Source organism: Cobetia sp. 29-18-1 (assembly GCF_029846405.1).
In the GTDB taxonomy this organism is placed as follows: Bacteria; Pseudomonadota; Gammaproteobacteria; order Pseudomonadales; family Halomonadaceae; genus Cobetia; species Cobetia amphilecti.
On the sequence record NZ_JARWKS010000001.1, the window covers coordinates 24,193 to 36,885 of the forward strand.

10 protein-coding genes are annotated in these 12,693 nt (G+C 62.9%); 5 read left to right on the plus strand and 5 right to left on the minus strand.

Annotated features, from left to right (window positions below):
* Positions 1-286 precede the first annotated feature (286 nt).
* The 3 genes from QD208_RS00100 to QD208_RS00110 all read left to right on the plus strand — a co-directional run bounded on the left by QD208_RS00100 (position 287) and on the right by QD208_RS00110 (position 4,689).
* Entirely contained in the window at positions 287-1,456 is a 1,170-nt protein-coding gene (locus tag QD208_RS00100; protein WP_279835168.1) for an iron-containing alcohol dehydrogenase, read from the plus strand.
* A 75-nt stretch (positions 1,457-1,531) separates the two neighbouring features.
* Positions 1,532-2,989: a hypothetical protein gene (locus QD208_RS00105; protein WP_279835170.1), complete on the plus strand. Its 1,458-nt coding sequence runs from the start codon at positions 1,532-1,534 to the stop codon at positions 2,987-2,989.
* A gap of 65 nt (positions 2,990-3,054) precedes the next feature.
* Entirely contained in the window at positions 3,055-4,689 is a 1,635-nt protein-coding gene (locus tag QD208_RS00110; RefSeq protein WP_279835171.1) for a sigma 54-interacting transcriptional regulator, read from the plus strand.
* A 271-nt stretch (positions 4,690-4,960) separates the two neighbouring features.
* On the opposite strand, the gene QD208_RS00115 is transcribed toward QD208_RS00110, so the two are convergent.
* Positions 4,961-5,638, minus strand: coding sequence for a TetR/AcrR family transcriptional regulator (locus QD208_RS00115; protein WP_107335663.1), 678 nt, complete (start codon positions 5,636-5,638; stop codon positions 4,961-4,963).
* Positions 5,639-5,882: 244 nt separating this feature from the next.
* Here QD208_RS00115 and QD208_RS00120 point away from each other — a divergent pair, with 244 nt between their 5' ends.
* Both QD208_RS00120 and QD208_RS00125 read left to right on the plus strand, forming a co-directional pair.
* Positions 5,883-7,010 (plus strand): HlyD family secretion protein, encoded by a 1,128-nt coding sequence (locus QD208_RS00120; protein ID WP_279835173.1) that lies wholly within the window; start codon positions 5,883-5,885, stop codon positions 7,008-7,010.
* A gap of 2 nt (positions 7,011-7,012) precedes the next feature.
* Positions 7,013-8,635 carry a DHA2 family efflux MFS transporter permease subunit gene (locus QD208_RS00125; RefSeq protein WP_279835174.1) on the plus strand — a complete coding sequence of 541 codons (1,623 nt, stop codon included), beginning with the start codon at positions 7,013-7,015 and terminating at the stop codon, positions 8,633-8,635.
* A 138-nt stretch (positions 8,636-8,773) separates the two neighbouring features.
* Here the strand turns inward: QD208_RS00125 and QD208_RS00130 are convergent, their stop codons facing one another.
* From QD208_RS00130 to QD208_RS00145, 4 genes are all read right to left on the minus strand, one after another.
* On the minus strand, positions 8,774-10,267 hold the full coding sequence (locus QD208_RS00130; protein ID WP_279835175.1) for a 4Fe-4S binding protein: 1,494 nt from the start codon (positions 10,265-10,267) through the stop codon (positions 8,774-8,776).
* A gap of 40 nt (positions 10,268-10,307) precedes the next feature.
* Positions 10,308-11,168, minus strand: a complete 861-nt coding sequence (locus QD208_RS00135; RefSeq protein ID WP_279835176.1) for an FTR1 family protein — start codon at positions 11,166-11,168, stop codon at positions 10,308-10,310.
* Between the two features lie 76 nt (positions 11,169-11,244).
* Positions 11,245-11,697 carry a cupredoxin domain-containing protein gene (locus tag QD208_RS00140; protein WP_279835178.1) on the minus strand — a complete coding sequence of 151 codons (453 nt, stop codon included), beginning with the start codon at positions 11,695-11,697 and terminating at the stop codon, positions 11,245-11,247.
* A gap of 177 nt (positions 11,698-11,874) precedes the next feature.
* Entirely contained in the window at positions 11,875-12,435 is a 561-nt protein-coding gene (locus QD208_RS00145) for an iron transporter (protein WP_192838682.1), read from the minus strand.
* Positions 12,436-12,693: the final 258 nt, after the last annotated feature.

Genomic DNA, 12,693 nt, shown 5'->3' on the forward strand with positions numbered 1-12,693 from the left:
GCGCTTCTGGTCATCCGCATACTTTTCGGTATAGGCAATCCACGCCGACTGCACAGCATGATAGGCATCGTCTCTGATTCCATAGGGAATCTAATTGGCGCTTATTTGATGCGATATAGAATCACCTCTAGACCATTGGTGTAGCGACCTTGGGAGGGTGGTTGAAAATAATGTTAGTAATATCAGTAGGTTGTAAGGTGAATGGTGCTGGCATGGCGCTTGCTATCCACAGTGACAAGAGACGCGGTCAGCGGATTCATCTCGTCACTCACCAAAGGATATCGCCATGAGTATCGCCAGCTTCAAATCTGCCAATCGTCTGCTCACCGGACAACAAGCCTCGACTCGTCTTGCTGAGGAGGTCATGCGACTGGGCATGCATTCGCCGATGTTGGTCACCGACCCTGGTGTACTGGGGTCCGGAACACTGGAGCCGATCAAGGCTCAATTGGATGACCTCAAGTCCAGGGGACACCTGACGGACTATCGCATCTTCAGTGATGTCAGCGCCGAACCTGAAGTGCATATCGTCGAGGACTGCATGAGCAGCTACCGCGAGGGGGGCTGCGATAGCCTGATCGCGGTAGGCGGTGGCAGTGCGATGGATATCGCCAAATGCGTGGCGGTGTATGCCACCCATGATGGTGATCTCGAGAGTCTGTTTGGCGAGAACAAGGCGCGTGTCCGCGGTGCGCCACTTATCGCCATGCCGACGACATCAGGCACCGGGTCCGAGGTGACCAACATCGGGATTCTGTCTGATACCGAAGCGAGGATGAAGAAAGGCATCGTCAATGATTACTTGCTGCCAGATGTCGCCATCGTTGCCCCGGAGCTGACGGTGAGCTGCCCCCGACATGTCACTGCCGCCAGCGGTGTCGATGCGCTCGTCCACGCCATCGAAGCCTATCTTTCCAATTTTGCCACGCCGATCACCGATGCACTGGCCATCAAGGCCATGCGCCTGATCATCAAGGCCTTGCCCAAGGCCTATGCCAATCCTGCCGATCTCAAGGCGCGTGAAGACATGGCGACTGGCAGTCTGCTGGCCGGGATGGCGTTCGGTAATGCCGGTGTCGGGGCGGTGCACGCCCTGGCCTATCCGTTGGGAGGGCGCTACCACTTGCCACATGGCGTGACCAATGCGCTGCTGTTGCCCCACGTGATGCGCTGGAATGCATTGGCTTGTGTCGAGCGCTTCCGAGATATTGCGGAGGCCCTCGATACATCACATCGCAAGCTCAAGGATGAAGCTACTGCCGAACTGGTCGTCGAGCGACTACATAAGCTATGTCGAGATGTGGACATCCCCAGCGGCCTGCGCCATTTCGACATCCCCGAAGAGGACATCCCCTCTCTTGCGGCAGATGCCTTCAAGGTCGAACGCCTGCTGCGCAACAATCCACGTCAGCTCAGCCAGGCCGATATCGAAAGTATCTATCGCGCGGCCTACTGAAGCGCTGAATCTCCTTTCTGAACACCATCTCCACCACAGGTGAAGATGCATAACGATAACAACAGGAACGCCATCATGAGCCACTGGAAAACCCGCCAGCCCGGTGAGGAAAGCCCCTACTTCGCGCTGGGGCCCTTCAAGATTCGTTTTCCCTTCCTGCACTACCGTTTCGAGCTGCCCGACTACCTGCAAGGGCTGTTGATGTGCGCGGTGGATCTCGCCGCCATCCCGTTGATGACGGAGCTCCTGGGCATGCCGTTCGAGGCCGCACTGGCCATCGTGATGCTCAATGGTCTGCTGTATCTGGTTCACCACCTGCTGGGCGACCCGGTCATTCCCGGCTGGATCACGCCTGCCATTCCACTGTTGATGGCTTATGTGGCGACCTTCCCGGAGGGGGAGACGCGGGTGCATGCCTTGATTGCCTTCCAGCTGATGCTCGGGATACTGGCCATCGTGCTCGGGCGAACGGGGCTGGCCAGCAAGGTGGTCAACATGATTCCCTCGGCGATCAAGGCTGGCATCATCATGGGCGCGGGGTTGGCCGCAATCAGCGTGGTCTTCAAGGAAGGCGGGCGTTTCGACACCTATCCCATCACCATCAGCATCGCGGTAGGTCTGGCTTTCTACATCATCTTCTCGCGTCATTTCGCCAAGCTGAAGACCACGAATCCTTTCTGGAGCAATCTCGGCAAGCTGGGCATCTTCCCGATCATCCTGCTGGCGATCGTCGTCGCGCCGCTGGTGGGCGAGGCCGCATGGCCTGATGTGCAGTTGGGCTTCAGCCAACCTGATTTCGTGACCATGTTCAGCCAGTACACTGTCTTCGGTGTCGGCTTGCCGCCGCTGTCGATGTTCCTGACGGCGCTGCCGACCGTGCTGGCTGCCTATATCGTGCTGTTCGGCGATGTTCTGCAGTCCAAGGCACTGGTCGAGGAGGCTGATGAGTCCCGCCCCGACGAGAAGATCGACTACGACGCCAACCGTGCACACATGATCTTCGGCGGGCGCAATACACTGATGAGTCTCTTCGGCCCGGACGTCACCATGTGTGGCCCGCTGTGGGCTGCCATGCAGGTGGTGGTGGTCGAACGCTACAAGGAAGGCAAGCAGGCGATGCATTCGCTGTTCGGTGGCTCGGGCTCATTCCGCTGGGGCACCAACACCGGTCTGCTGTTGCTGCCCATCGTCAGTCTGGTCCAGCCCATCCTGGGGATAGCATTGGCACTGACGCTGTTGATCCAGGGCTATGTCAGCGTGCGCTTGGGCATTCTGGAAGCGCGTAGCCAGCGCGACCTGGGCATTGCCGGGGTGATCGCCGCCGTACTGGTCATCAAGGGGGCTGCCTGGGCCTTCGGGATCGGCATTGCGCTGTGTCTGCTGATCTACGGCAAGCGCTTCTTCTCCGGCGAGATCGATGAGACCTTCAGTCGTGATATCGGCAAGTCAGATATCGCGCCGTCCGACAGCAAGACAGCAAGCCTGTCCTCGACAGGTGCCGCTTCGACAGACTCCCCGACGTCCTCGCATTGACGTATCGTGACCCCATGTCCCCCCGCCGCCTGAGCGCGCGGGGGTTTCTGCCGGGGGAGTCGTCAATGCAGAACGTGGAGCAGGATCTCAGGCTTGAAGCAGCGCTGGCATTGCTGGAGCGCCAGTCACTGGAGGCCGTCAAGGTCATCGATACACGTGGTAAGGTTATCGGTGTCTTGACGCGTCAGGAGGTGGAGTCCGCCGCGGAACTCAAGGAACGCCTCGCGCTCTCCAATCAGCGGGGCAGCTCAACCGGGAAGAATGCCACGGAGGTTGGCGCAAATCCGGCGTCTGATCTGCTGGCTCAGGTGCCGACCCAGCGATTGCTGGATGCCCTGCATGACGGCGTCTATATCACCGATGGGCGTGGCGTGACCGTCGCCATCAATCAGGCCTATGAGCGTATTACCGGGCTCAAGCGCAGTGACGTGCTGGGGCATCACATGCAGGAGCTGGTGCGCCGGGGGTATATCTCCAAGTCGGTGTCATTGGAGGTCATCCGTGACGGCAAGCCCGTCACCCTCGTGCAGAGTCTGCGCGATGGCCGCAAGATATTGGTCAGCGGTCTCCCGATGCTGGCCCACGACGGCACCTTGAGCCATGTGGTCACCAGCGTGCGCGATATCACCGAGCTGCTGCGCGCCAAGCATGCACAGGAGCAGCTGCGTCAACTGCACTCTCTGCATGACACCTACAGCGTCAGCTCCGGGACGGATGAACAGTCTCTGGAGCTGGTGACCAGTGACGCTACTGCCGACTGTTTCGCGTTGGCGGAACGCGTGGCTGCCACTGATGTGAAGGTGTTGATTCAGGGCGAGACGGGAACGGGCAAGACGCTGCTGGCCCGCTATCTTCACGAGCACAGCACGCGTGCCGAGGGGGTATTCCTTGAGCTCAACTGTGCTGCCTTGCCGGAAGGGCTGCTGGAAGCCGAGTTGTTCGGCTATGCGCCTGGCGCCTTCACCGGTGCAAACGCACGTGGCAAGCAGGGGCTTCTGGACGTCGCCAATGGTGGCACGCTCTTCCTGGATGAGATCGGTGATCTGCCGCTTTCATTGCAGGCCAAGTTGTTGAAGGTCGTCGAGGAGCAGCGTTTCATGCCTGTCGGCGGGACAGAGCTTCGGCGCACCAACGTCCGTCTGCTGACCGCCTCACATCATGATCTGGCTGCTCGGGTGAAGGAGGGACGTTTCCGGGAAGACCTCTACTATCGCCTGAGTGTCGTGCCCATCACGCTGCCACCGCTGCGTGAGCGGCGCAGCGAAGTGATCCCGCTGCTGCAGCATTACCTCCGCCATTTCTGTCAGCGTCATGCACTGGTCCGGCGCCTTGATCCTGAAGTGCTCGAACTGCTGGGCGGCCATGCATGGCCCGGCAATATCCGTGAGTTGATCAATCTGGTGGAGCGCCTCGTGGTGACTACCACCAACGAGGTGATCACGTCCGATGTCCTGCCGGCAGAGTATCTTGCGGCGCATGCCAGTTCCGGGTGGGATGACTCGATGATACTCGGCGCGATAACCGCCCCGGAGGATGGCTCACCGGAGCGCACGCTGAAGGAACATAGCGAAGCTCTGGAGCGGCGCTTGATCGAGCAAGCCCTGGAGAAGCACCGCACCACTCGCGCTGCGGCGGCATCGCTGGGGATCAACCAGTCGACGCTGGTCAAAAAGATGCAGAAGTTCACCCACACGCCCTGAAGCCGGCAGTGCTGCCCGAGCCTTTACTCATCCTCGACCCTCGCTTTTCGCCTCTTCAATCCTCCCTAGATGAGCGTGTACCCGCTTTCCTTTCACAGCTTGTGCCTCAGGCACCGAAACCTGCCAGCTCTTCAACTTGCCCCGAAGCCAGCAAGCTTTCTAACTGGCACCGAAACCTGCCAGCTCTCTAACTTGCCCCGAAGCCAGCAAGCTTTCTCACTGGCACCGAAACCTGCCAGATCTTCAGCTTGCCCCGAAGCCGGCAAGCTTTCTAACTGGCACCGAAACCTGCCAGGAATACGCGTACGCAGCGTCTGACATGTGGGCGGAGTTGTTCGGGGCTTGCGGTGTCGGGTGGGCAGCCGAGCAGGGCGTCGACATGTAGCGGGTTGAGCAGCATGCCGGTGAGCAGGTTGGCGGCGGCCAGCGGTTCCTGGCCGAGGCCGGTGGACGGCAGGTGGCCCTGGGCGACCTGACGCGACAGGTAGCCTGCCAGGCGTTGTCGGGTCAGCTTGGGCCCGTTGTCGAGGAACAGCTTGCCGAGCTGCGGGTTGCGGCCGCTCTCGAAGGCGAGGCCACGGAACAGGCGGATCAGTTCCGGCGCGAGGGCCAGCGCCAGCATCGCCATGCCGAAGTCTTCCAGCGCTTCCTCGACACTGCGTGTCTCGTTGGCTTCGTGGTCCATCACCGACCACACCGTCTGCGCCTCCTGCTGCATCACGGCCAGAAACAGGCCGTCCTTGTTGCCGAAATTACGATACAGCGTTGCCAGTGATCCGCCGGCCTGCCGAGCGATCTCATTGATGCTGGTCGCGGCGAAGCCGTGTTCGAGGAAGTGTTCACGCGCGACTTCCAGCTGGCGTTTGCGGCGTGCTTCCCCGCGCGGTGAGGCGCGAGTCGTGGTGCTTCCCGAGTCAGGGGCAGTCTCTGATGAGGGCGAATCAGTCATGTGAGTGTCCTGTCTGTGATCCGGAAACCGCCTGAAACAGGCAAGGTTGCGATATTGCGAACGAGAGACGCTGTCTGTCGAAACTGTCGGGGCTGCCTCAAGTAAGTGTAGTATTCATTACACTTTGTGGCGATGCAAGATGACAGCCGTGGCCTGAGCGCTCGCAAGCGCCGTGGCCGCCTCATCCGCAGCGTCAGACAGATTACACGCCTGTCACCGACAGGCAGCAAGAGAGAGTCGCCGAATGAACAAGGCAGGCAAGGGTGTCGTGGCACTCATCGTGGTGGCGGGCGTGATCGCTGGCGGAGTGATGGGGGGCGAATGGTGGCAGGTCGGGCGCTTCATGCAGGAGACCGACAACGCCTATGTGCGTACCGACAGCGTCGCGGTGCGCTCCGAGATCACCGCGCGGGTGACGCGCATGCTGGTGCATGACAACCAGCCGGTGAAGAAGGGGCAGTTGCTGGTGCAGCTGGATGACGAAGATGCCAGGGCCAATCTGGACCAGGCCAGTGCCGCGCTGGACAACGCCCGCACCGGGGAAGTCCAGGCCGAGCGTCAGTTGGACCTGCAAGGCGCGAAGATCGACGAGGCCAAGGCCGCGCTGGCTTCGGCCAAGGCCGAACGCGATCAGGCGGCGCTGCACCTCAAGCGCTCCAGAAGTCTGGAGAGCCGCAGCTACGCCTCGCGTCAGTCCTATGAAGATGACCAGGTGACCATGCGGACCGCCGAGGCGAGCGTTGCCCAGAAGCAGGCCGCGCTGGTGTCTGCCCGGCAGCAGCTTGAGGTCTACAAGGCGCAGCTGGAGTCGGCGCGTGCCCAGGTGGTGTCAGCGGCGGCGGATCTCGCCTACGCGCGCCACCAGCTGGAGAAGACCTCGATCTACGCGCCGCAGGATGGCGTGGTCGGCAATCGCAGTGTCGAGGTGGGCACCATGGCCAGCGCCTCGTTGACCCTGATGCAGCTGGTGCCGGTGAAGAGCGCCTATGTGGTGGCCAACTACAAGGAAACCCAGACCGAGCGCATGCGCGTCGGCCAGCCGGTCAGTCTCGAGGTGGATGCCTACCCGGACATCGAGTTTGAGGGCGTGGTGGATAGCCTGGCACCGGCGACCGGCACCGAGTTCAGCCTGCTGCCGACCGACAACGCCACCGGCAACTTCAACAAGATCGTCCAGCGTGTGCCGGTGCGCATTCGCCTGACCGGCCCAGCGGATGCGCTGCCGCGTCTGCGCGCCGGTCTGTCGGTCATCCCCAGCGTCGATACACGAGAGCTTGCGGACACCGGCACCTATGCCGTCGATACTCTCTCAAATGACGTCATCGCGCCCGATGCCGCGCAGGTCGCCAGCGCTGATCGCGGAGCGCAGTAAGCATGGCCGAGACGACCCAGTCCTCGGCTCAGCCCCCGAGCCAGCCCCCGACGGGCACCGCCAGTGACATGCCGACGCGCCGCCAGCAGATCGGCTTCGTGGCCGCGGTGTTCGGCATGTTCATGGCGATTCTGGATATCCAGATCGTGTCCAGCTCGCTCAACGAGCTGCAGGCGGGCCTCGCCGCCAGTCAGGACCAGATCTCCTGGGTACAGACCAGCTACCTGATCGCCGAGATCGTGATGATTCCGCTCTCCGGCATGCTGGCGCGCATCTTCTCGACGCGGCTGGTGCTGACCGTCTCGGCGCTGGGCTTCACGCTGGCGAGTCTGGGCTGTGCGCTCTCGACCTCGCTGGAAGCCCTGATCGTGCTGCGTGCGGTCCAGGGCTTCATGGGCGGGGCGATGATTCCGCTGACCCAGGCGGCCAGCTTCTCGATCTTCCCGCGCCGCATGATGGGCAGCATCCAGGCGGTGATCGGCCTGGTGGCGACCATGGCGCCCTCCATCGGGCCGTCCGTCGGCGGCTACATCACCGAATACATGAGCTGGCATTGGCTGTTTCTGGTCAATCTGGTGCCGGGCATCATCGTGGCGGCGCTGGTGTGGCGCAATCTGGAGATCGACAGCGGCGACCGCGGCCTGCTCAGCCGTCTGGATACGCTGGGCCTGGCGCTGATGGCGGTCTTTCTCGGCAGTCTCGAATTCGTGCTCGAGGAGGGGCCCGGCGATGACTGGTTCGCCAGTTCGCTGATCCTGTTCTGGAGTGTGGTGTGTACGGTGGCGGCAGTCGGCTTCTTCTGGCGCGTGCTGACGACCAGCAACCCCATCGTCGACCTGCGGGTGTTCAGGGACCGCAACTTCGCGCTGGGGGCGATCATCGGCTTCTGGATCGGCGTGGTGCTCTATGGGCTGGTCTATCTGGTGCCGCTGTTTCTCGGCTCGATTTCCGGCTTCTCCAGCGTGCAGATCGGGCAGGTGATGTTCGTCAGCGGCGTGGTGATGTTCCTGATGGCGCCGGTGGCGGGCAAGCTTTCCGACCGCATCGACCTGCGCCTGATGCTGTGCATCGGTCTGGTGCTGACCGGCCTCGGCACCGGCATGAACGTGCACCTGACCTCGGACTCGGGCTTCGATGACTTCTTCTGGCCGCAGGTGATCCGCGGCGCGGGCCAGATCATGGTGCTGCTGTCGGTCTCCCGGCTGGCGATGGGACGTCTGGCGCCCCACGAGATAGGCAACGGCAGTGGCCTGTTCAACGTGATGCGCAACCTGGGCGGCGCGGTGGGACTGGCGCTGATCGACACCATCCGCGAGCTGCGTGAGGACTATCACTGGAACCAGATGATCGGGGCCATCGACCAGAGCCGCCAGGTGGTGATCGACCAGCTGGCAAGCTATCAGTCGACCTTCGCGGGGCTGGCTGATCCGTGGCAGGCCGGTGTGCAGATGATCGCCCAGCGCATCAGCATCCAGGCCGAGGTGCTGGCCTTCGACAATATCTTCCTGTGGCTGGGCGCGGTCTATGTGCTCGGCAGCGTGGCGGCCTTCCTGTTCCGTCGTCCGCAAGACCCGGCCAGCAAGGCGGATGCCAGCGAAAGTGCCGAACAGAGCCCAGCGCACTGATGACGCCTTGAAGTCTCCTTGAGCGTGCTTTGAGAAAAAGTCGCATGTCGCTGAAAGACAAAGACCCGCCAATCGGCGGGTCTTTGTCTTTCAGGCATTGAGCATCTGTCAGTCAGCCAGCATCCAGCCAGCAGGGCGTCACCAGCCCCAGAACATCAGATACCAGATGCCCAGTGCGGGCAGGCAGGCCAGCGCGACACTCGCGGTACCGATCAGCCGTGCAGCGTTGCCGGCGAGCAGGCCGCCGTTGCGCTGCTCACCGTTGCGCTGCTCACCGGTAATGCGCCAGGCCAGCCGCAGCCCCCACAGGCAGGCCAGTGCCAGCAGGGTGGCGCGCAGATCATTGGCCCAGGTGAGATTGATGCCATCACCGCGCAGCAGCGTCATGGTGGTGGCGGAGAGGCCGAGAAACACGCCCAGCCCGCCCAGCGGAATCAGACTCAGCGAGAGGTGCCACAGACGTGACAGCGTCGCCTTGCCACCCATCAGCCAGTTGCCCAGCAGCAGCGGCAGGCTGGTGAGCGCGCCCAGCAGGCCGCCACCGACCACGATCCACAGCGTGATCAGGCTGCCATCGAGCAGGTTGAAGACATCGTTGTGCTCGGGGTAGTTGGTCAGAATCCAGGTCGGCAGGGTGGTGGTCAGCGGCCACATCAGGTCGTGATCGACCAGCCAGAAGGCCAGCTGCTGCTTGAGTGCGACGAACCACGGGCTGGCGCTCCAGCTGAAGGCGCCGATGGCGATGCCGAGCAGGCCGAACACCAGCACCGAGTAGTGGGTGAAGCGCACCGGCTGCGGCGGCTCGACCAGCTCTACCCCCGGCGCACGCCACTCCAGCTGCATCGCGTCCTTGTAGCCGCTGCAGCGTCCGCAGACATGGCAGTCACCGGCGCTGTCGAGCTGCTTGAGCGGAATCAGCGGCGCGCAGTCAGGCGCGTGCATGCGCACGGCGTTGCCCTGACGGACAGCCTGATTGTGGGCGTTCCAGCGGGCCTGATCGGTACGGAAGTGGGTCGGTGACAGCCGTGCCAGCAGATTGAAGACGCCATTCACCGGACACAGCTGACGGCACCAGACGCGGGTGCCCTTGCCGTAGATCAGCCCGACGATGATCGCGGCCACCGTCGAGCCCCCCAGTACCACCAGTGCGCCCAGCGGGTACTGATAGACGCTGGCCAGCTGGCCATACAGCGTGGTGCCGAGGAAGGCCACGAAGGGCCAGCCGCCCCAGCGCATCCAGCCGGGAATCGGCCGACCGAGGCCGATGCGGCTGGCGGCTTCGGTCAGGGTGCCTTCGGGGCAGAAGACACCGCACCACACGCGCCCCATCAGCACCATGCTGATCAGCACGAAGGGCCACCACAGCCCCCAGAACACGAACTCGGCGAACACCGTCAGATTGGTGAGTATGTGCGCCTGGTAATCCGGCAGCGGCAACAGGGCCGGCACCACCAGCAGAAAGGCATAGATGCCGACCACCAGCCACTGCACCAGCTGGATCAGGCCACGCCGCTGCTGCATCGCCTGCCCGAAGCGTGCGATGCGCGTGGCCTGACGGGCCGGCGAGGTAGCGCCATCGCTGGCGATGATGTCGGAGGTGGCGGCGTAGGAGCCGGTGCCGCAATTGGCCATGAATGTCTCTCTCCTGACTGACGGGGCGCGTGAGGGGAACTCAGCTGCGGGCGCGGGCGGTGAGCTGCTGACGCTGGTCCTTGCGCTCCACCCGGCGCTGACGCTTCATCAGGCTTGCGACGATGACCCAGTAGGCGAGGTAGCCGACCACCATCGTCGTGGCCGGCCAGGCGCGATAGCCGGCGAAGGTCGCCAGCAGTCCGCCGAGGCCGCTGCCGTCATCGAGCAGCCAGCTGGAATCCCACAGCGGATCGAGCCCCGCCGGCAGGTAGCCAAGGCCGATCAGCTGTTCGAGGCCCGATATCAAGAGCGACGCCGCCAGCAGCAACAGCAGCACTTCGGTCACCCGGAAGAACAGCTTCCAGGAGAACAGGCGTGAACCGAGCTGCAGAGCCATGAAGGTGGCTACCGCGAGGGCGAAACCGAGGCCCGCGGCCAGCGCGAAGCTGGTGATGCCACCGGACTGCAGGCTGGCGGCGCCCATGCCGTAGAGGAAGACGACGGTTTCCGCGCCTTCCCGCGCCACGGCGATGGCGACCAGCGTCGCCACGCCCCAATAGCTGCCGGAGGAGACGGCGCTGGCCAGCCCGCTCTCGAGCTCTGCCTTGAGCGTGCGGCCCTTGGTGCGCATCCACAGCACCATCTGGGTGATCAACAGGCAGGCGGTCAGCACCAGTACGGCCTGGAAGACCTCCTGCGCGGCGCCGGTCAGCCAGGTGTTGGCGCCCATCAGCGCCGCCCCCATCAGGCCGGCCAGCACCAGGCCGGCGACGACCCCGCCCCACAGGTAGCGCAGGCCCGCGCGGGTGCCGGACTGCACCAGCCAGGCGTGCATGATGCCGATGACGAGAATGGCTTCGACGCTTTCACGCCAGACGATAAACAGGATCTGATCAAACATGCGGACTCTCTTCTACTGACGATCGGTGCGCGCCATCGATGACGAAAAAGGCGTCATTGGCACAGGGTGGCCGAGCTTATTCGGCGACGACCTTGCCACGCGCGTCCGGCAGGTGGAAATCATCGAAGAAGTCATAGCTGCCCGCGCGCAGCGGATGGATGACGACGAACGACTTCACGCCCGGCGCCAGCACCTTCTCCTTGCGCAGGGAGTTGCTCTCGAATTCGGCCGGCGTATTGCCCGCGTTGTGCAGCTGGATGACGAATTTCTCGCCGGCCTTCACCTCAAGGACCTCAGGGATGAGCTTGCCGTTGTCGAGGGTCAGGTCGTAGGACGGCATGTCGCTGGCGGCCGCCGGCCGAGGCAGCAGGGCCACGAGCAACAGGGCCACGAGCAGCATGGCGAGCGCGGGCAGCAGGGCGCTTGCTCGATGGGGCAGGCGACAGGGCAGGCGAGAGGGCAAGAGGGAGGGCAAGAGAGAGGGCAAGAGAGAGGGCAAGAGAGAGGGCAAGAAAGAGGTCAGGCGCATGGGACACTCCGGACGATGAGGGAAAGCGCACACTGACACCAGCGCAAGGCGCTGGTGGTAGAGCGACCAATGGCCGCGAGTGCAGGTCAGCACAGGCGGCCATCGAAGGAGCAAGCGGCAATGGCCGCCTCACGGGATGCAGACAATCAGAGTCATGCAGCAAGGGCAGAGCGGCGCTCAGTAGCCGCCTTTCTTGCCGACGCCGGCATAGACGAAGTCGTAGTCGGTGGTGATGGTCTGCGGCCACTCGGCGACGCCGGTTTCCTTGTCGATATGACGCGGCATGTCCGGATGCTGGATCTCGAAGGTCAGGTGGTACTTGCCCGGGCCATCCAGCTTGACGTTCTTGCCGTAGTGGGTGCCGTCATTGGCGATCATCGGCACCAGCTCGCCTTCGATCGGCGCCTCGCCACCCTGCTTGGTCAGGGTGTAGTGAATGCCGAGATAGGGAATCCAGTCGCCCGGCGCAAAGCCGTTGTCGTTTTCCATCAGCGCGTGGATATCGGCTTCCAGGTGAATATCGGCCTGATTGGCAGGCAGCTTGCCGGCCGGGGCCATCACCACCGGCTGCAGGTAGACCGCAGCGATTTCCATGCCGCCTTCCTTGACCGGCGTGCCGATCGGGTATTCCAGTGCCGAGGCCTGACCCGCCACGAATGTTGCCGCCAGGCTCAGGGCGAGCAGGCAAGGCTTGAGCGCGCGGGGCAGAGCAGTGGTGAGGGAGTGACGCTGTGGCATCGGGGGGGCTCGCAATGATGGGAAGTGGAGCTTCATTATCCCGATAAGCCTAAATATAACCATTCTCATCCCTGCGCCGCTTGCGTTGCTCATCTTGCAACGGGGCGTTGTATGAGCATGAGCTTCTTCTCAAGTAAGCACGAGCTTCTACTCAAGTAACAGGCGCGAGTGGCAGGCCTGGCGGCAGCGCCGAGCAGGTCGCGGTTTTCTCACGACTACTTTACGGCTGCCTCGCGACTTTCTCGCGCCATCTGGTCT

Bases quoted from the DNA above. Each gene is read 5' to 3' on its own strand.
- QD208_RS00100 (WP_279835168.1), top strand. From the start codon at position 287: ATGAGTATCGCCAGCTTCAAATCTGCCAATCGTCTGCTCACCGGACAA.
- QD208_RS00105 (WP_279835170.1), top strand. From the start codon at position 1,532: ATGAGCCACTGGAAAACCCGCCAGCCCGGTGAGGAAAGCCCCTACTTC.
- QD208_RS00110 (WP_279835171.1), top strand. From the start codon at position 3,055: ATGCAGAACGTGGAGCAGGATCTCAGGCTTGAAGCAGCGCTGGCATTG.
- QD208_RS00115 (WP_107335663.1), bottom strand. From the start codon at position 5,638: ATGACTGATTCGCCCTCATCAGAGACTGCCCCTGACTCGGGAAGCACC.
- QD208_RS00120 (WP_279835173.1), top strand. From the start codon at position 5,883: ATGAACAAGGCAGGCAAGGGTGTCGTGGCACTCATCGTGGTGGCGGGC.
- QD208_RS00125 (WP_279835174.1), top strand. From the start codon at position 7,013: ATGGCCGAGACGACCCAGTCCTCGGCTCAGCCCCCGAGCCAGCCCCCG.
- QD208_RS00130 (WP_279835175.1), bottom strand. From the start codon at position 10,267: ATGGCCAATTGCGGCACCGGCTCCTACGCCGCCACCTCCGACATCATC.
- QD208_RS00135 (WP_279835176.1), bottom strand. From the start codon at position 11,168: ATGTTTGATCAGATCCTGTTTATCGTCTGGCGTGAAAGCGTCGAAGCC.
- QD208_RS00140 (WP_279835178.1), bottom strand. From the start codon at position 11,697: ATGCGCCTGACCTCTTTCTTGCCCTCTCTCTTGCCCTCTCTCTTGCCC.
- QD208_RS00145 (WP_192838682.1), bottom strand. From the start codon at position 12,435: ATGCCACAGCGTCACTCCCTCACCACTGCTCTGCCCCGCGCGCTCAAG.